At 61.3% G+C, this 19,094-nt stretch carries 16 protein-coding genes; 5 read left to right on the plus strand and 11 right to left on the minus strand.

What is annotated here, in order from left to right:
- Nucleotides 1-162: 162 nt before the first annotated feature.
- From EGJ86_RS18010 to rpsB, 10 genes are all read right to left on the minus strand, one after another.
- Entirely contained in the window at nt 163-666 is a 504-nt protein-coding gene (locus EGJ86_RS18010) for an OmpH family outer membrane protein (protein WP_099523471.1), read from the minus strand.
- Between the two features lie 44 nt (nt 667-710).
- Nucleotides 711-3,086, minus strand: a complete 2,376-nt coding sequence (gene bamA / locus EGJ86_RS18015) for an outer membrane protein assembly factor BamA (RefSeq protein ID WP_125836045.1) — start codon at nt 3,084-3,086, stop codon at nt 711-713.
- Nucleotides 3,087-3,171: 85 nt separating this feature from the next.
- Entirely contained in the window at nt 3,172-4,524 is a 1,353-nt protein-coding gene (gene rseP, locus EGJ86_RS18020; RefSeq protein WP_125836046.1) for a sigma E protease regulator RseP, read from the minus strand.
- Between the two features lie 53 nt (nt 4,525-4,577).
- A complete protein-coding gene (gene ispC / locus EGJ86_RS18025) occupies nt 4,578-5,762 on the minus strand; it encodes a 1-deoxy-D-xylulose-5-phosphate reductoisomerase (RefSeq protein ID WP_125836047.1) in 1,185 nt (394 codons plus the stop codon).
- On the minus strand, nt 5,759-6,574 hold the full coding sequence (locus tag EGJ86_RS18030; RefSeq protein ID WP_125836048.1) for a phosphatidate cytidylyltransferase: 816 nt from the start codon (nt 6,572-6,574) through the stop codon (nt 5,759-5,761). The genes ispC and EGJ86_RS18030 overlap by 4 nt, the downstream gene beginning before the upstream one ends.
- A complete protein-coding gene (gene uppS / locus EGJ86_RS18035) occupies nt 6,574-7,320 on the minus strand; it encodes a polyprenyl diphosphate synthase (protein WP_125836049.1) in 747 nt (248 codons plus the stop codon). Before uppS ends, EGJ86_RS18030 begins: the two co-directional genes overlap by 1 nt.
- Nucleotides 7,321-7,337: 17 nt before the next feature.
- Entirely contained in the window at nt 7,338-7,895 is a 558-nt protein-coding gene (gene frr / locus EGJ86_RS18040) for a ribosome recycling factor (protein ID WP_099523484.1), read from the minus strand.
- Complete coding sequence (gene pyrH / locus EGJ86_RS18045; RefSeq protein WP_004424012.1) at nt 7,892-8,635, minus strand: UMP kinase; 744 nt, start codon at nt 8,633-8,635, stop codon at nt 7,892-7,894. Before pyrH ends, frr begins: the two co-directional genes overlap by 4 nt.
- A 187-nt stretch (nt 8,636-8,822) precedes the next feature.
- On the minus strand, nt 8,823-9,686 hold the full coding sequence (gene tsf, locus EGJ86_RS18050; RefSeq protein WP_125836050.1) for a translation elongation factor Ts: 864 nt from the start codon (nt 9,684-9,686) through the stop codon (nt 8,823-8,825).
- Between the two features lie 128 nt (nt 9,687-9,814).
- Nucleotides 9,815-10,558, minus strand: a complete 744-nt coding sequence (gene rpsB / locus EGJ86_RS18055; RefSeq protein WP_125836051.1) for a 30S ribosomal protein S2 — start codon at nt 10,556-10,558, stop codon at nt 9,815-9,817.
- A gap of 282 nt (nt 10,559-10,840) precedes the next feature.
- On the opposite strand from rpsB, the gene map reads away from it, so the two are divergent.
- The 3 genes from map (at nt 10,841) to dapC (ending at nt 15,646) form a co-directional block, all read left to right on the plus strand.
- Entirely contained in the window at nt 10,841-11,629 is a 789-nt protein-coding gene (gene map, locus EGJ86_RS18060) for a type I methionyl aminopeptidase (RefSeq protein ID WP_099523490.1), read from the plus strand.
- Nucleotides 11,630-11,712: 83 nt separating this feature from the next.
- The gene (locus tag EGJ86_RS18065; RefSeq protein WP_125836052.1) at nt 11,713-14,412 is read left to right on the plus strand and encodes a [protein-PII] uridylyltransferase; all 2,700 of its coding nucleotides are present in this window, start codon (nt 11,713-11,715) and stop codon (nt 14,410-14,412) included.
- A gap of 37 nt (nt 14,413-14,449) precedes the next feature.
- Entirely contained in the window at nt 14,450-15,646 is a 1,197-nt protein-coding gene (gene dapC, locus EGJ86_RS18070) for a succinyldiaminopimelate transaminase (RefSeq protein WP_125836053.1), read from the plus strand.
- A 159-nt stretch (nt 15,647-15,805) separates the two neighbouring features.
- On the opposite strand, the gene EGJ86_RS18075 is transcribed toward dapC, so the two are convergent.
- The gene (locus EGJ86_RS18075; protein ID WP_106734962.1) at nt 15,806-17,440 is read right to left on the minus strand and encodes a Na+/H+ antiporter; all 1,635 of its coding nucleotides are present in this window, start codon (nt 17,438-17,440) and stop codon (nt 15,806-15,808) included.
- Between the two features lie 152 nt (nt 17,441-17,592).
- On the opposite strand from EGJ86_RS18075, the gene EGJ86_RS18080 reads away from it, so the two are divergent.
- Together EGJ86_RS18080 and dapD are read left to right on the plus strand one after the other, a co-directional pair.
- Entirely contained in the window at nt 17,593-17,940 is a 348-nt protein-coding gene (locus EGJ86_RS18080) for an ArsC family reductase (protein ID WP_099523498.1), read from the plus strand.
- A gap of 38 nt (nt 17,941-17,978) precedes the next feature.
- The gene (gene dapD / locus EGJ86_RS18085; protein ID WP_099523500.1) at nt 17,979-19,013 is read left to right on the plus strand and encodes a 2,3,4,5-tetrahydropyridine-2,6-dicarboxylate N-succinyltransferase; all 1,035 of its coding nucleotides are present in this window, start codon (nt 17,979-17,981) and stop codon (nt 19,011-19,013) included.
- Nucleotides 19,014-19,094 lie beyond the last annotated feature (81 nt).

The following is a 19,094-nucleotide window of genomic DNA, read 5'->3' on the forward strand; positions in this document are numbered from 1 at the left end:
CCCCCCCCCCCCGGCGCTCGGCGCCAGCCCCCCCCACCCCCACGCGGCCGCCCCGCCCCCCCTGCCTGGCCCCCCGGCCTTTGACCCCGCCCGCGCCGCCCCCCCCCCCGGGGCCCCCAAGACGCTCAGCCAATTGGCCGAGGGTAACTGTCACTGTCATACTTAACGCATCTGGTTCATGCGCTCGATGACCTGGCGAGTGATGTCGTACTGAGGCTTGACCTCGATCACCGCACCACGCTCGAGCACCAGGTCGAAGTTGCCGTTCTTGATCACGTCTTCGACGGCCTTATCCAGGTTCGGCTTCAGCTTGCCCAGCATCTCGCGGTCGGCGATGGCCTTGGCTTCGTTCAGCTCCTTGGATTGGAACTGGAAGTCACGGGCCTTCTGCTTGAATTCGAGTTCGAGACGCTCGCGCTCAGCCTGCTGCATCTTGTCGCCATCTTTGACCATACGATCCTGGATGCGCTTGGCGTCGCTTTCCAGAGTCTTGAGCTTGTTCAGTTGCGGACCAAACTTCTTCTCGGCATCGACGGCGTAGCGCTTGGCTGCATCAGACTCGAGCAGCGCCATCTGATAGTTCAGCACGGCCACCTTCATCTCGGCGAACGCCGGAGTGGCGATCAGGGCGGCGGTGAACAGAACCAGTTGAGTCAACTTACGCACAATGCACTCCTGCAACAAAACTGTTGGCTTTCTGTGAAACGAACTTAGAAGGTTTGACCCAGGGAGAACTGGAATACCTGAGTATCGGCATCATCCGGCTTCTTGATCGGCATGGCCAGACTGAAGCTAAGCGGGCCCAGCGCGGTGATCCAAGTCAGGCCGACACCCACGGAGCTGGCCATGCTGCTGAAATCAATATTGCAGCTGTCGCTAAGCTTCTTCTGGCTCGACGAGCAGTTGGTGTCGAATACGTTACCCACATCCCAGAACAACGCGGTACGCAACGAACGCTGGTCCTTGACGAACGGCAGGGGGAACAGCATCTCGACGCCACCCTGCACCAATACGTTACCACCGAACGGCAGCGGGTCCTGATCCGGGTCACGCAGGGTACCCGGACGCCCACCAGGGTTACCAGCACCACGACTAGGGGTACTACGCGGTCCAAGGCTGCTGTCTTCGAAACCACGTACCGAGTTGAAACCGCCCGCGTAGTAGTGCTCATAGAACGGCAGCTCAGCGGTGGAGCCATAACTGTCGCCATAACCTAATTGGGTATGGAAGCGCAGGGTGTAGTTATCGCTGATCGGGGTGAAGACCTGACCACGGTAGTCGAGCTTGTAGAACGACAGATCACTACCTGGAATGGTGGTTTCCAGCACCAGGCTCTGCGAATGGCCACGAGTAGCCAGAGTACCGCGGTTCAGGGTCGACTCGGACCAACCGATGGAGCCCTTGAAATTGAGGAAGTTGTCACCTTCGGCGTCAATGAAATCGAAGATCTCGTCGACGGTATAACGACCGGTATCCAGGCTGTCCTGCTGCACGCTCAGACCGTAAGTCAGGCGCGCGGTCTCGCTGATCGGGTAACCGATGTTGATACCTGCACCCAGGCTGTCAACCGAGTAGCTGGATACATCGACATCGAGCTCATCGTAATCAGTGGTTCGGTAGAAGGCGTTGTAACCCAAGCTCACGCCATCAACGGTCCAGTAGGGGTCAACAAAGCTAAAGCTGTAGCGGCTCTGGTATTCACTACGGGTCAGACCGATACTGACACGGTTACCGGTGCCGAGGAAGTTGTTCTGGGTGATGGAGCCACCGAGGATCAGGCCGGCGTTCTGGGCGAAACCGACGCTGGCAGTGATGGAGCCGGACGGCTGCTCTTCGACGCTGTAGTTGACGTCGATCTGGTCATCAGTACCTGGCACCTGCGGAGTTTCGACGTTGACTTCCTTGAAGAAGCCCAGGCGCTCCAGGCGAGTCTTGGACTGGTCGATCAGGTAGGTCGAGGCCCAGCCACCTTCCATCTGACGCATTTCGCGACGCAGCACTTCGTCTTCGGACTTGGTGTTGCCGCGGAAGTTGATACGATTGACGTAGGCACGCTTGCCCGGATCGACGAAGAAGGTGATCGAAACGGTGTTGTCTTCGTCATGCGCTTCCGGCACGCCGTTGACGTTGGCGAAGGTGTAACCCTCGTTACCCAGACGACGGGTGATCAGCTCACTGGTGGTGGTCATGACCTTGCGCGAGAAGACCTGACCTTCCTTGACCAGCAGCAGTGCGCGCACATCGTCTTCCGGGACCTTGAGGTCACCGGACAGTTTCACGTCGCGAACGCTGTATTTCTCGCCTTCTTCGACGTTGACGGTGATGTAGACGTGCTTCTTGTCCGGGGTGATGGAAACCTGCGTGGAGCTGATATCCATGTTGATGTAGCCGCGGTCCAGGTAGTAGGAGCGCAGACGCTCGAGGTCACCGGACAGTTTTTCGCGGGCGTACTTGTCGTCGTTCTTGAAGAAGGACAGCCAGTTGGTGGTCTTCAGCTCGAACAGATCGACAAGATCTTCATCGGAGAACACGGTATTGCCGACCACGTTGATGTGGGAGATAGCGGCTACGGTGCCTTCGTTGATGGTGATCTTCAGCGCCACGCGGTTACGCGGCTGCGGAATCACCTCGGCTTCGATCTCGGCCGAATAACGGCCCTGAGCGACATACTGGCGCTGCAGCTCGTTACGCACGCCTTCGAGGGTGGCGCGCTGGAAGATCTCGCCCTCGGCCAGACCAGACTGGTTCAGGCCCTTGAGCAGGTCCTCAGTGCTGATGGCCTTATTGCCTTCGATCTCGATGCCGGAGATGGAGGGACGCTCGACCACGGTAACGACCAGCACGTCGCCATCGCGACCAAGCTGAATATCCTGGAAGAAGCCGGTACGGAACAGGGAACGGGTGGCATCGACCAGCTGGCGATCATCTATCCGCTCGCCCACATTGAGCGGCAACGCGCCGAATACACTACCAGCGGAAACCCGCTGCAGGCCGTTGACACGTATATCGGAGATGGTGAAGGACTCGGCGTGAACTTCGGCGATCATCAATGCGGACAGTACCGCAGGTAGCAGCAGACGTTTCATGAAGTCCTTTCTTATTCCAACTGACGATAAAAACTGCCGCTTAGGCGACACTTCTTTTAAATCTCAAGAACGTATTCAGCAGTGCTCACAGGCGGCTGAGGTCGTTGACCAGGGCAAGCAACATGACCCCGATGACCAGACTGATGCCGATCTGCATCCCCCAACCCTGAACCCGCTCAGACAAGGGGCGACCACGCACCCACTCGACCAGATAAAACAGCAGATGCCCACCATCCAGCACAGGAATGGGCAGCAGATTGAGAACCCCCAGGCTAATACTCAGATATGCAAGGAATTTCAGGAAATCCCCCAGCCCTGACTCAGCTGAAGCGCCCGCCACTTTAGCAATGGTTATCGGCCCACTCAAGTTTTTTACCGAGAGCTCACCGAACAGCATTTTCTTGAGGGAATCGATGGTCAGCAGGCTCATGGACCAGGTTTGACGCATGCCCTCGACGACGCCATCGAGCGGACCGTAGCGCACCTCGCGGAGCATCTCTGGCGGCCACTCGACACCCTGCACACCCGCGCCAAGGTAACCGCTGCGAGCTTCCCCTTCACCGCGCGACGCCAGTGTCAGCCGCACGTCCCGCTCCTGTCCCGCGCGCTCGAAGCGCAGCGTGACCGCCTCGCCCGGCAACGCCCGTACACGATCAACCAGCCCCTGCCAGTCGGCAAGCGGCTCACCATCGAGCGCCAGCAGTCGATCTCCGGCCTGCCGGCCTGCAGCATAGGCAGGCCCCTTGGAATCCACCTCAGCCAGAACCGGCTCCAGCACCGGACGCCAGGGGCGAATCCCCAGCGAGCCAATCGGGTCCGGCTCGTCGACGCCGCGCAACCAGTTATCCAATTGCACCTGCTTGGGCGCTTCAACCGTGGAGCCCGGCTCGAGCACGCGCAGATCGAGCGTACCGCTCTCGCCCAGACGCCTTACCAGCTGCAGATTAACCGCCGCCCAACCACTGGTGGCCTCACCGTTGACTGCAACGATCTCCTGCCCAGCACGCAGCCCGGCCACTTCCGCCAGGCTGTCGGGCTGCACGCCACCGATCACCGGCCTAACCTGCTGACTGCCGAGCATGGCGACGAACCAGAAGAACAGCAGCGCCAGCAGGAAATTGGCCAGCGGGCCAGCGGCAACAATGGCGATGCGCTGGCGTACACTCTTGCGATTGAAGGATTGCTCGACCAGTTCGGGCGGTACATCGCCCTCGCGTTCATCGAGCATCTTGACGTAGCCGCCCAGAGGAATGGCTGCTACGACGAACTCAGTGCCCTGGCGGTCGTGCCAGCGCAACAATGGCGTACCGAAGCCGACGGAAAAGCGCAGCACCTTGACGCCGCAGCGGCGAGCCACCCAGAAGTGTCCGTACTCGTGAAAGGTGACCAGGACACCCAGTGCGATCAGGGTGCCAACCAGCATGTACAACCCACTCATTTCACTTCTCCAGCCCTACGAGCCGCTCAAGTACAAGAACAACACCGGCGCGATCAACGACCAACGAGCCACTGCCCAGCCAGTTCACGCGCACGGGCATCAGCTTCGAATACTGCGTCGAGCGCTTCGACAGCCTGCACAGGCTGGGCGTTCAACACGGACTCAATCATACGCGCGATATCAGTGAAACGGATGCGCCGCTGCAGGAAAGCCTCGACTGCCACCTCATTGACCGCGTTGAGCATCGCCGGCGCACTGCCGCCGACCTGCGCTGCCTCACGCGCCAGGCGCAAACAGGGGAAACGCTGCTCGTCGGGACGCTCGAAATCCAGTCGACCGACGGTAAACAGATCCAGAGGAGACACACCCGAGTAGATACGCTCCGGCCAGGCCAAAGCATGCGCGATGGGCGTGCGCATGTCCGGATTACCCAGCTGGGCCAGTACCGAACCGTCGATGTAATCGACCAGCGAATGAATCACGCTCTGCCGGTGTATGACCACCTCGATCTGCTCGGGGCGGGCATCGAATAGCCAGCAGGCTTCGATCGACTCGAGCCCCTTGTTCATCATGCTGGCCGAATCGACCGAGATCTTGCGCCCCATCGACCAGTTCGGATGCGCGCACGCCTGCTCCGGCGTGACACGTTCCAGATCGGCCAACGGCGTTTCGCGAAAAGGTCCACCGGAAGCTGTCAGCAGCACGCGACGCACACCGACCGCCTGCAGACCGCGCGAATAGTCGCCCGGCAAGCATTGGAAAATCGCGTTGTGCTCGCTGTCGATGGGCAGCAGCACCGCCCCGCTCTGCTTGACCGCCTGCATGAACAAGGCGCCGGACATCACCAACGCTTCCTTGTTGGCCAGCAGCACTTTCTTGCCGGCCTGCACCGCCGCCAGCGTCGGCCGGAGGCCTGCCGCACCGACAATGGCCGCCATTACGCAATCGACGGCGGCGTCGGCAGAGACGGCGCACAGCCCTGCTTCGCCAACCAGCACTTCGGTCGCCAGCCCGGCAGCGCGCAAATTGTTCTGCAACTCGAGCGCTGAATCGGCATCTGGCACCACCGCGTAGCGCGGGCGATGCTGCACGCACAGCATTTGCAGCTCTGCCAAGCGCGAAAAGCCCGTCAGCGCGAAGACGCTGTAGCGCTCAGGATGGCGCGCGATCACATCCAACGTGCTGAGGCCGATGGAGCCAGTAGCCCCCAGCACGGTGACCTGCTGCACTGCGCTCACAGCGAACCCCAACCCGCCAACCAGAGCAGTGTGGCGAACAACGGAATGGCTGCCGTCAGGCTGTCGATGCGATCCAGTACACCGCCGTGACCCGGCAGCAGATTGCTGCTGTCCTTGATCCCGGACTGACGCTTGAACATGCTTTCAGTCAAGTCGCCAACCACGGAAATCAGCACCACCACGGCAGCACCGGCAAGAGCCAGCAGCAGCCCACCAGCGGACCAGCCCTGTTGCAGCCCGACCAACAGAGTGATCAACAGACTGGCTACAAGACCACCATAGAGCCCTTCCCAACTCTTGCCCGGACTGACTTTGGGTGCCAGTTTGCGCTTGCCAAAGGTCTTGCCGGAAAAATAAGCACCGATATCCGCGCCCCAAACCAGCACCATCACGGCGATGATCAGCGCATTGGCTTGCGGCCACTGCTTGAGCAGAACCAGACCCTGCCAAGCCGGCAGCAAGATCAGCAAACCAATCAGCAAACGCCCCGGCACCCCGCCCCAGAAACGACTGCTATCGGGGTAGGTCATTACCAGAAAGGTCGCGACCAACCACCACAGCACAGCCACCACCAGCAGCAGCGGGGCAACGACCGGCACCATGTACAGCAGGCCGAGGAAAACGGCCACTCCAGCCGCGTAGGTCACACGCAGCGACTGAGCCTCGAACCCTGCCAGACGCGCCCATTCCCAGGCACCCAGCGTGACCACCGCACCGATGAACAGGGCAAAGGCACCGCCATCGAGCAGAAAAAAACCGCCCAGGGCGATGGGCAACAGCACCAAAGCCGTGATGATTCGTTGTTTGAGCATTAAGAGCGCGCCTCAGCTTCCACCTGCTCGCTGGTCTTGCCGAAGCGACGCTGGCGGGTAGCGAAATCGGCCAGCGCCTTGCGCATGGCCTCATGCTTGAAGTCCGGCCAATAGAGGTCGGAAAAGTACAGTTCGCTGTAAGCGAACTGCCAGAGAAGGAAGTTGCTGATGCGGTGCTCGCCGCCAGTGCGAATGCACAGGTCGGGTAACGGCAGGTCACCGGTGGCCAGGCAGCCCTGAAGCAATTGCGGCGTGATGTCTTCAGGCTGCAGATGGCCTGCCTGCACTTCACGGGCCAAACGCTGAGCGGCCTGAGCGATATCCCACTGACCGCCGTAGTTGGCAGCGATCTGCAAGGTGAAACGACGGTTTCCGGCTGTCAGCAGCTCGGCGTCGCGCATGGCCGCCTGCAACTCGGGATGAAACCGCGAGCGGTCCCCGATGATGCGCAGGCCGATGTCATTATCCAGCAGCCGCTTGGCCTCACGACGCAGCGCCCCCAGGAACAGCTCCATTAGCGCGCCGACCTCATCGGCCGGGCGCTGCCAGTTCTCGCTGGAGAAGGCGAACAGGGTCAGCACCTCGACGCCAGACTCGGCACAGACCTCGATCACCGCACGAACCGCGTCGACCCCGGCCTTGTGCCCCGCCACACCCGGCAACAGGCGCTTCTTCGCCCATCGGTTGTTACCATCCATGATGATGGCGACATGCCGCGGCACCGCACCCTGCTTGTTCTTGTCCATGTATGGGCGCCCAGCCGTCAAACAGCCATCAGGTCCGCTTCTTTCACCTCGAGCGCCTTGTCGACATCACCGATGAACTTGTCGGTGATCTTCTGCAGCTCATCAGCAGCGCGACGCTCTTCGTCTTCGCTGATTTCCTTGGCTTTGGACAGTTTCTTCAGCTCGGCCAGCGCATCGCGACGCACGTTACGCACGGCGACCTTGGCATCTTCGGCAACGCCGCGCGCCTGCTTGGTGTAGCCCTTGCGGGTTTCCTCGGTCAGCGCCGGCATCGGCACACGAATGGTGGAACCAGCGCTGCTCGGGTTCAGACCCAGGTCCGAGGTCAGGATGGCTTTCTCGATCGCAGCGCCGAGAGTCTTGTCATGCGCGACAATCTTCAGGGTACGCGCGTCCTCAACAGTGATCGCCGCCACCTGATTGAGCGGCATGTCGCTGCCCCAGGCCGGTACCTTGATGCTGTCGAGAATGCTCGGATGGGCACGACCGGTACGAATGGAAGCCAGGTTACGACCCAGCGCTTCCAGGGACTTGCTCATGCGTTCCTGAGCGTCTTTCTTGATGTCGTTGATCATTGTGCATCCTCCTCGATCAGAGTTCCTTCGGCGCCACCCACTACAACGTTCAGCAGTGCGCCGGGTTTGTTCATGTTGAAGACCCGCAGCGGCATGTTGTGATCGCGGCACAGGCAGATGGCAGTCAGATCCATCACGCCCAGCTTGCGATCGAGCACCTCGTCATAGGTCAGGCGCTCGAATTTCTCGGCATGCGGGTCTTTGAACGGGTCGGCAGTGTACACGCCATCGACCTTGGTCGCCTTCAGTACCACGTCCGCATCGATTTCGATGGCTCGCAGGCAGGCAGCCGAATCGGTGGTAAAGAAGGGGTTGCCAGTGCCAGCAGCGAAAATCACTACCTCACCGGTCTTCAGGTGGCGCATGGCCTTGCGGCGGTCATAGTGATCGGTCACGCCGACCATGGAGATCGCCGACATGACGATGGCCGGGATGTTTGAGCGCTCCAGCGCATCGCGCATGGCCAGCGCGTTCATGACGGTCGCCAGCATGCCCATGTGGTCGCCGGTTACGCGATCCATACCCGCAGCGGACAACGCCGCGCCACGGAACAGGTTGCCGCCACCAATCACCAGGCCGACTTGCACGCCGATGCCGACCAACTGGCCAACCTCCAGCGCCATGCGGTCGAGCACCTTGGGATCGATGCCGAAATCTTCCGAGCCCATCAGGGCCTCGCCGCTAAGTTTGAGCAGAATGCGTTTGTAGCGAGGTTGGCGACCAGTTGTCTGCTGAGCCATTGCAAGTCTCTCCTGCGGCGATATGAAATTCGTCAGCAACGCGTTCGAGCGCTGCAATTATCCGGCACTTCGACAGCGCCAACGGCCGTTCATTGAAACGACCGCTACTTTATTCGTCATCCCTTATTCGGCAAAGAGGCCGCCCGCGCAAACGGGCAGCCTCTTTGGGGACACGTACCGAAAACGATTACTGCTTGCTGGCGGCCAGCTGGGCAGCAACTTCTTCAGCAAAGTTGTCAACCGGCTTCTCGATGCCTTCGCCCACTTTGAAGTAGGTGAAGGAAACGATTTCAGCGCCAGCTTTCTTGGCCAGCTCACCGACCTTGATTTCCGGGTTCTTGACGAACGCCTGCTCAACCAGGCTGGCTTCTGCCAGGAACTTGGAGATACGGCCGGCAACCATCTTCTCGGCGATATCGGCAGGCTTGCCCTTGAGCTTCTCTTCGTTCAGTTGCAGGAAGACAGCCTTCTCGCGCTCGATCGCTTCAGCCGAAACGTCGCTTGGCAGCAGGAATTCCGGGTTGCTTGCAGCAACGTGCATCGCGATGTCTTTGGCCAGCTCGACGTCGCCGCCCTTCAGAACAACGGCAACACCGATCTTGTTGCCATGCAGGTAGGAACCGACAACGTCACCCTCAACACGTACCAGACGACGGATGTTGACGTTCTCGCCTACTTTGGCGACCAGAGCGGTACGCTCGGCTTCCTGAGCTTCGATCAGCGGAGCCGCGTCGGTCAGCTTGTCAGCGAACGCTTTGTCCACACTGCTGTTAACGAAATTCTTGAAGTCGTCCTGCAGGGCCAGGAAGTCGGTCTGCGAGTTAACTTCGATCAGCACGGCAGCCTTACCGTCGGCCTTGACGGCGATAGCGCCTTCAGCAGCAACGTTGCCAGCCTTTTTGGCGGCCTTGATGGCGCCGGAAGCGCGCATATCGTCGATGGCTTTTTCGATGTCGCCGCCAGCCTTGGTCAAGGCCTTTTTGCAATCCATCATGCCTTCGCCGGTACGCTCGCGCAGTTCTTTAACCAGTGCTGCAGTAATCTCTGCCATTTTGAAAATCCTCTCGGTAGGTCTTCAACCATCGCCCGCATCACGGACGATCAAATCTTTGAGTGGCAAAAAGGGGGCCTAGCCCCCTTTTTGCACAGCGCGTAACGCTAGATGCTTTGCGTTACCGCTTAGCCTTCGGCGCTCTCGGCAGCCGCGGCTTCCTCGATGAACTCTTCAGTGACGCCGCCAGCGTTGCTGCGACCACGGATCACGGCGTCGGCCATGGCACCCATGTACAGCTGGATGGCACGGATGGCGTCGTCGTTACCCGGGATGATGTAGTCAACGCCTTCCGGGCTGCTGTTGGTATCGACGATGCCGATAACCGGGATGCCCAGCTTGTTGGCTTCGGTGATAGCGATGCGCTCGTGGTCAACGTCGATTACGAACAGTGCGTCCGGCAGGCCGCCCATGTCCTTGATACCGCCCAGGCTGCGATCCAGTTTTTCCAGATCACGCGAACGCATCAGGGCTTCTTTCTTGGTCAGCTTGGCGAAAGTACCGTCCTGGGACTGAACTTCCAGCTCACGCAAACGCTTGATCGAGGCGCGGATGGTTTTGTAGTTGGTCAGCATGCCGCCCAACCAGCGGTGATCGACGAACGGCGAGTTGCAACGAGCAGCTTCTTCGCGAACGATCTTGCCAGCGGAACGCTTGGTGCCGACGAACAGGATCTTGTTCTTGCCAGCAGCCAGCTTCTCAACGAAAGCTTGAGCTTCGTTGAACATCGGCAGGGTTTTTTCGAGGTTGATGATGTGAATCTTGTTGCGCGCGCCGAAAATGTACTTGCCCATTTTCGGGTTCCAGTAACGGGTCTGGTGGCCGAAGTGCACACCGGCCTTCAGCATATCGCGCATGTTGACTTGGGACATGATAGTTCCTTGATAAGTCGGGTTAGGCCTCCACGTATCCCAGCTTCCAACCCTCGAACTTGTCGAAAGGCACCCAGGAAACCGTGTCGATACGTGTGTGGGTTTAAGCTTTAGGGCTTAGTGCCCGTAAAGCGGCGCGTTTTATACCACACAAAGCCGGCTCAGGCTACAAAAGCTGACAAACAACGCAGTAACGTCCTGCAGCGGTTGCGGCGCCCTTTGGGGCTGGCACAGCGAAGCTGCTAATATAGCGACCTTTCCGTTCGTGCCCGAGAGCTTCATATGACCGTCACCATCAAATCCGCCGAAGAAATCGAGAAAATGCGCGTCGCTGGCCGCCTGGCCGCCGAAGTGCTGGAAATGATCGGTGAGCACGTCAAGCCAGGCGTCACCACTGAGGAAATCGACCGCATCTGCCATGACTATATCGTCAACGTGCAGCAGGCGATTCCCGCCCCGCTCAACTACAAGGGTTTTCCCAAGTCGATCTGCACCTCGATCAACCACGTGGTGTGCCACGGCATCCCCAACGACAAGCCACTGAAAGACGGCGACGTGCTGAACATCGACGTGACCGTGATCAAGGACGGCTACCACGGCGATACCAGCAAGATGTTCATGGTCGGCAAGGTGGCCGAGTGGGCCGAGCGCCTGGCCAAGATCACCCAGGAATGCATGTATAAAGGCATCGAGCTGGTCAAACCGGGCACCCGCCTCGGCGATATCGGAGAAGTGATCCAGAAGCACGCGGAAAAGAACGGCTTCTCCGTGGTCCGCGAATACTGCGGCCATGGCATTGGCGCCGTGTTCCACGAGGAGCCGCAAGTGCTGCATTACGGCAAGGCCGGCACCGGCATGGAGCTCAAGGAAGGCATGACCTTCACCATCGAGCCGATGATCAACCAGGGTCGCCCGGAAACCCGCCTTCTCGGCGACGGCTGGACCGCCATTACCAAGGACCGCAAGCTCTCGGCGCAATGGGAGCACACCGTGCTGGTCACCGCCGATGGCTACGAGATTTTCACCCTGCGCAGCGATGACACCATCGCGCGCACCTCAGCTGGCCACTGACTCGTAGGGTGCGCCATGCGCACCATGAACTGAAACGGTGCGCACGGCGCACCCTACGACCTCTTAATAAGGAAGGCAACTGCATGCCGCAGATGGACCCCGAACTGTTTGACCGCGGTCAGTTCCAGGCCGAGCTGGCGTTAAAATCCAGCCCCATCGCCGCATTCAAGAAGGCCATCCGCGGTGCGCATGAAGTGCTCGATGCGCGCTTTCGCGACGGCCGCGACATTCGCCGCCTGGTCGAAGATCGCGCCTGGTTCGTCGATCAGATCCTGCAGGAAGCCTGGAAGCGCTTCACCTGGAGCGAGGACGCCGACATCGCCCTGCTGGCGGTCGGCGGCTACGGTCGTGGCGAGTTGCACCCCTATTCGGACATCGACCTGCTGATCCTGCTCGACAGCAGCGACCACGAAATCTTCCGCGAGCCCATCGAGGGCTTTCTCACCCTGCTCTGGGACATCGGCCTGGAGGTCGGCCAGAGCGTGCGCTCGGTCGACGAATGCGCCGAGGAGGCACGCGCCGACCTGACGGTGATCACCAACCTGATGGAAAGCCGCACCATCGCCGGCCCGGAACACCTGCGCCAGCGCATGCAGCAGGTGACCAGCACCGACGCCATGTGGCCGAGCAAGCACTTCTATCTGGCCAAGCGCGAAGAACGCAAGGCGCGACACGGCAAGTACAACGACACCGAGTACAACCTCGAACCCAATGTCAAAGGCTCGCCGGGCGGCCTGCGCGACATCCAGACCGTGCTCTGGGTCGCGCGCCGTCAGTTCGGCACGCTCAACCTGCAAGCCCTGGTCGGCCACGGCTTTCTACTGGAAAGCGAATACGCCCTGCTCTCCTCCAGCCAGGAATTCTTGTGGAAGGTGCGCTACGCCCTGCACATGCTCGCCGGACGCGCCGAAGACCGTTTGCTGTTCGATTACCAGGTGAAGATCGCCGCCCTGTTCGGCTATAAGGACGGAGAAGGCAAACGCAGCATCGAACACTTCATGCAGAAGTACTACCGCGTGGTGATGGGGATTTCCGAACTGTCGGACCTGATCAACCAGCACTTCGAGGAAGTCATCCTGCGCACCGGCGAAAGCAGCCCGGCCACACCGCTGAACAGCCGCTTCCAGGTGCGCGACCGCTACATCGAAGTCACCCACCCGAACGTGTTCAAACGCACGCCCTTCGCCATCATCGAGATCTTCGTGCTGATGGCGCAGCACCCGGAAATCAAAGGTGTACGCGCCGACAGCATTCGCCTGCTGCGCGACAGCCGCCACCTGATCGACGACGAGTTCCGCAAGGATATCCGCAACACCAGCCTGTTCATCGAACTGTTCAAGTGCAGGGAAGGTATTCACCGCAACCTGCGACGGATGAACCGCTACGGCATTCTTGGCCGTTACCTGCCGGAGTTTGGCCATATCGTCGGGCAGATGCAGCACGACCTGTTCCACATCTATACGGTCGACGCGCACACGCTCAACCTGATCAAGCACCTGCGCAAGTTCCGCTGGCCGGAACTTGCGGAGAAATTCCCGCTGGCCAGCAAACTGATCGACAAGCTGCCCAAGCCGGAACTGATCTACCTCGCCGGCCTGTATCACGATATCGGCAAGGGCCGTGGCGGCGACCATTCGGAACTGGGCGCAGTGGACGCCGAGGCCTTCGCCCGCCGCCATCATCTGCCGGCCTGGGATAGTGCACTGGTCGTCTGGCTGGTGCAGCACCACCTGGTGATGTCCACCACTGCGCAGCGCAAGGACCTCTCCGACCCGCAGGTGATCCACGACTTCGCCCAGTTCGTCGGCGACCAGACTCACTTGGACTACCTCTACGTACTGACAGTGGCCGATATCAACGCCACTAACCCCAGCCTGTGGAACTCCTGGCGCGCCAGCCTGCTACGCCAGCTCTACACCGAGACCAAGCGCGCCCTGCGCCGCGGCCTGGAAAACCCGCTGGACCGTGAAGAGCAGATTCGCCAGACGCAAAGCGCAGCCCTGGACACCCTGGTACGCGGCGGCACCGACCCGGACGACGCTGAACAGCTGTGGAGCCAGCTCGGCGACGACTACTTCCTGCGTCACACCGCCACTGACGTGGCCTGGCACACCGACGCCATTCTCCAGCACCCCAACGATGGCGGCCCGCTGGTATTGATGAAGGAAACCACCCAGCGCGAATTCGAGGGCGGCACGCAGATCTTCATCTACGCGCCGGACCAGCATGACTTCTTCGCCGTGACCGTGGCCGCAATGAGCCAGCTCAACCTGAACATTCACGACGCGCGGATCATCACCTCCACCAGCCAGTTCACCCTCGACACCTACGTGGTACTGGATGCCGATGGCGGTTCCATCGGCAACAACCCGGCGCGTATCCAGCAGATTCGTGAAGGCCTGATCGAGGCGCTGAAAAACCCGGACGACTACCCTACCATCATTCAGCGCCGCGTACCGCGCCAGCTCAAGCATTTCGCCTTCGCCCCACAGGTGACCATCCACAACGACGCGCAGCGTCCGGTGACCATCCTCGAGCTGACCGCACCGGACCGCCCCGGCCTGCTGGCGCGGATCGGGCGCATCTTCCTCGAATACGACCTGTCGCTGCAGAACGCCAAGATCGCCACCCTGGGCGAGCGCGTCGAGGACGTGTTCTTCGTCACCGACGCCAACAACCAGCCGCTGTCCGACCCCGAGCTCTGCGCGCGCCTGCAGGAAACCATCGTCCGCCGCCTGTCAGAGCCGAGCATTCAGCCGCAGAGTCTGCAGATAAACATTTGATCGAGCCGCCCCGCTTTCCGACGTACACGAGATAACGATGAATCCAGCCCTCGACCAGCTCCAGCCCTACCCCTTCGAGAAACTGCGCGAACTGCTCGGCAGCGTACAACCGGCCGCCGACAAGCGTCCGATTGCCTTGTCTATAGGCGAACCCAAGCATCGTTCGCCGGACTTTGTCGGCCAGGCGCTGACCGCCAACCTCGACAAGCTCGCCGTCTACCCGACCACGCTCGGCCTGCCAGAGCTGCGCCAGAGCATCGCCACCTGGTGCGAGCGCCGTTTCGGCGTGCCCGGCGGCTGGCTGGATGCTGCGCGCCACGTGCTGCCGGTCAATGGCACGCGCGAAGCGCTGTTCGCCTTCACCCAGGCGGTGGTCGACCGCAACGCCAAGGGTCTGGTGATCAGCCCTAATCCCTTCTATCAGATCTACGAAGGTGCGGCCTTCCTCGCCGATGCCGAGCCACACTACCTGCCGTGCCTGGAAGCCCATGGCTTCAACCCGGACTTCGATGCCGTGCCGGCCGAGACCTGGAAGCGCTGCCAGATCCTGTTCCTCTGCTCGCCGGGCAACCCCACGGGTGCACTGATCCCGGTCGAGACGCTGAAGAAACTGATCGCCCTGGCTGACGAGCACGACTTCGTCATCGCCGCCGACGAGTGCTACAGCGAGCTGTATTTCGATGAAGACGCACCACCGCCCGGCCTGCTCAGCGCCTGCGCCGAACTGGGCCGCAGCGATTTCGCCCGCTGCGTGGTGTTCCACAGCCTGTCCAAGCGCTCCAACCTGCCGGGGCTGCGCTCGGGCTTCGTCGCCGGTGACGCCAGCATCCTCAAGCACTTCTTGCTGTACCGCACCTACCACGGCTGCGCCATGTCGGTACAAACCCAGCTGGCCAGCGTTGCCGCCTGGAACGACGAAGCGCACGTACGCACCAACCGCGATATGTACCGCGAGAAGTTCGCTGCCGTGCTGGACATCCTCGCCCCGGTGATGGACGTGCAGCGTCCGGATGGAGGCTTCTACCTATGGGCACGCACCCCGGGTGACGACACCCTGTTCACCCGCGACCTATTCGCCAGCGAGCATGTCACCGTAGTGCCGGGCTCGTACCTGTCGCGCGAAGTGAACGGCGTCAACCCTGGCGCCGGCCGTGTACGCATGGCGCTGGTTGCACCACTGGCCGAGTGCATCGAAGCCGCCGAGCGCATCGCCCGCTTCATTCGCGGCGCCTGAGCGACGTCAGCAGCAGTCGCGGCTAAAGCCCCGCCCACAGCGAATTGATTTGGAGGAGGGGTTTTAGCCGCGAGCCTCTAAGCCCGTAGCCCGGATGCAATCCGGGGATAGCCCGCCCAAGGCCTCCGGGATTGCATCCGGGCTACGCCTATCTGTGACTCAACTCTTGTGCAGGCGCGCCTCGGCGATATCCAGATCGCGCAGGATCTCGGTCAGCATATCGTCATCCAGTTCATTGTCCTTGCGCATGCGATACAGCTCCAGCCGCTGGGTGCGCAGCGCCTGCAGGCGCAAGCGGTACTCCAGGCGATCCACTTCACGCTGCTGCTCGCGTGCTTCGTCGCCATCATGGGCGCGCTCCAGCAGATCACGGTACTCGCTCATCAGCCGCGCTTTCACCTCCACCGAGGTGATCGCGCCCTCGGCATCGGCCGCGCGCTCATCTTCGGACTCCAGGTAGCGAATCGCCGACTCCAGCATCAGCGCACGGTGGCGATTGAGTTCACGCTCGCGCAGGGCGGCGTTGTCCTGCGGCAGCCGCGGCAGGAGGCGCGGCAAGGCCACGCTGGCCACCAGCAGCGACAGCAGGATCACCCCGGCAGCGATCAGAATCAGCAGATCGCGCTGCGGAAACGCCTGCCCGTTGTTGAGCAGCAACGGCAGCGACATCACCCCCGCCAGCGTCACCGCACCGCGTACCCCGCCTAACGTCAGCACCGCACTCAGGGCGACCCGCGATTGCCCGGCAAAACGCGTCGGCTCTCCACGCAGGCGACGTACCGCACCGGACACCCGCCAGTAGCTGTAGACCCAGACGAAGCGCAGCAGCATGAGCACCGCATAGATCGCCAGCACCATGCCGGCCGCTTCCAGGGCGAACGACCAGGACGCTGCGTGCTCGCCCAATGCCGCATTGAGGATGTCGGGTAACTGCAAGCCCAGCAGCAGGAAGATCAAGCCGTTGAAGGTGAACTCCAGCAAGGCCCAGACACTGCGATTGAGCATGCGCGTGGACGTTTGCCGCGGCAGCAGATCGAGACGGCTCTGCATCATCCCTGCCGCGACTGCCGACAGAATGCCGGACAACCCCAGGTGCTCGGCCGCCACATAAGCGGCGAACGGCAGCAGCAGAAGCAGCAACACGTGCGGCGCCGGATCTTCCCAGCCGCGAGCGATCATCCAGGCGCGCAGACGCCCCAACAGGTAACTGAGCGCGACACCGATGGCCAGGCCGCCAAAGGCCACCAGCACGAACTGCAGGCTGGCATCGGTGATCGAGAACACGCCGGTGAGGGTCGCAGCCACCGCGAACTTGAACGCCACCAGGCCAGAGGCATCGTTCATCAGCGCTTCGCCCTGCAGCAGGTTGTTCAAGGTGCTCGGCAAACGGCCGTGGGTGATCGCCGCCACAGCCACCGCATCGGTCGGAGACAGCACGGCTGCCAGGGCGAAGCAGGCAGCCAGCGGCACCTGCGGCAACAGCCAGTGGATGAAGTGGCCAGCGCCGAGGATGGTGAAGAACACCAGTGCGAAGGCCAGTAGCAGGATCGGTGTGCGCAACTGGCGAAACTGCCCCTTGGGCATGCGCCAGCCATCGACGAACAGCAACGGCGGGATGAACAACAGCAGAAACAACTCGGGATCGAGCCGCACATGCAGCCCCAGCACGGGAATCGCCAGCAGCGCGCCGATCAGGATCTGCAGCAGCGGCAACGGCAGGGGAATGAACTGGGCGGTAATGCGGGTGCCACTGACCACCAGCAACATGGTCAGAATGGTGTAGAGCAATTGCATGGCGTGGAACCGGCGGGAACGAGCGGGAGGCCGTGATTCTAGCGCCGTAACACATCGCAGCGACAGCCACCGCCATGCAGGGACACGACGTGGCATAATGGCCCGCCGTATTTACCGGACCTTCCGGCACGCCACTCATCAGAGGAAGATCAATGAGTTACGTCCTGTATGGCATCAAGGCCTGCGACACGATGAAAAAGGCCAGAACCTGGCTCGATGAACACCAGGTCGACTATGCCTTTCACGACTACAAGAGCGTCGGAATCGACCGTGCAAACCTGGAAAAGTGGTGCAACGAGCATGGCTGGCAGACCATCCTGAACCGTGCTGGCACCACCTTCCGCAAGCTGGACGACGCGCAGAAAGCCGATCTCGACCAAGCCAAGGCCATCGAACTGATGCTGGCCCAGCCATCGATGATCAAGCGTCCGGTACTCGACCTGGGCGACAAGACCCTGGTCGGCTTCAAGCCGGATAATTACCAAGCCGCGCTGGCCTGATCACTCTCACCCGATTTCGTTGCAAGGAACCCATCTTAATGAGCACCTCCCTTTACAGCATCGCCTTTGGTGTTGGCACCCAGAACCGCCAGGGCAACTGGCTGGAAGTCTTCTACGCCCTGCCGCTGCTCAACCCGGCCAGCGAGCTGGTGGCCAAGGCCGCCGAGAAGCTCGGCTATCAAGGCGGCAACCAGGCTATCACCTTTACCACTGCGCAAGCCGCCGATCTGGCCGAAGCCCTGAAAGGTGTGGACGCCGCTCAAGCGGCGCTGCTGACCCGCCTGGCCGAAAGCCACAATCCGCTGGTCGCCACCTTCCTGGCTGAAGACGCCGCCCTGACCAGCACCCCGGAGGCCTACCTCAAGCTGCACCTGCTGTCGCATCGCCTGGTCAAGCCGCACGGCCTGAGCCTGGCCGGCATCTTCCCGCTGCTGCCCAACGTGGCCTGGACCAGCCAGGGCGCTGTCGACCTGAACGAGCTGGCCGAGCGTCAACTGGAAGCGCGCCTGAAGGGCGAGCTGCTGGAAGTATTCTCGGTGGACAAGTTCCCGAAAATGACCGACTACGTGGTACCGGCCGGTGTGCGTATCGCCGACAGCGCCCGTGTGCGCCTGGGCGCCTATATCGGCGAAGGCACCACCGTGATGCACGAAGGCTTCGTCAACTTCAACGGCGGCACCGAAGGCCCGGGCATGATCGAAGGCCGCGTTTCCGCTGGCGTATTCGTCGGCAAGGGTTCGGACCTGGGCGGCGGCTGCTCGACCATGGGCACCCTGTCCGGTGGCGGCAACATCATCATCAGCGTCGGCGAAGGCTGCCTGATCGGTGCCAACGCCGGTATCGGCATCCCGCTGGGTGACCGCAACACCGTCGAAGCTGGCCTGTACATCACTGCCGGCACCAAGGTGAACCTGCTCGACGAGGGCAACGCCCTGGTCAAGGTGGTCAAGGCACGCGACCTGGCTGGCCAGCCGGATCTGCTGTTCCGTCGCAACTCGCTGACCGGCGCCGTGGAGTGCAAGACCCACAAGTCGGCTATCGAGCTGAACGAAGCCCTGCACGCCCACAACTGAAAAGTTGGTTTAACGCTGCTGCGCTAGCCCATACTGCGTTGCAATAAGGCTCGGATCGGTCATTCAGATCAGTAAAGTCGC

The sequence above is a fragment of the Pseudomonas sp. o96-267 genome (assembly GCF_003935465.1).
Classification (GTDB): domain Bacteria; phylum Pseudomonadota; class Gammaproteobacteria; order Pseudomonadales; family Pseudomonadaceae; genus Aquipseudomonas; species Aquipseudomonas sediminis.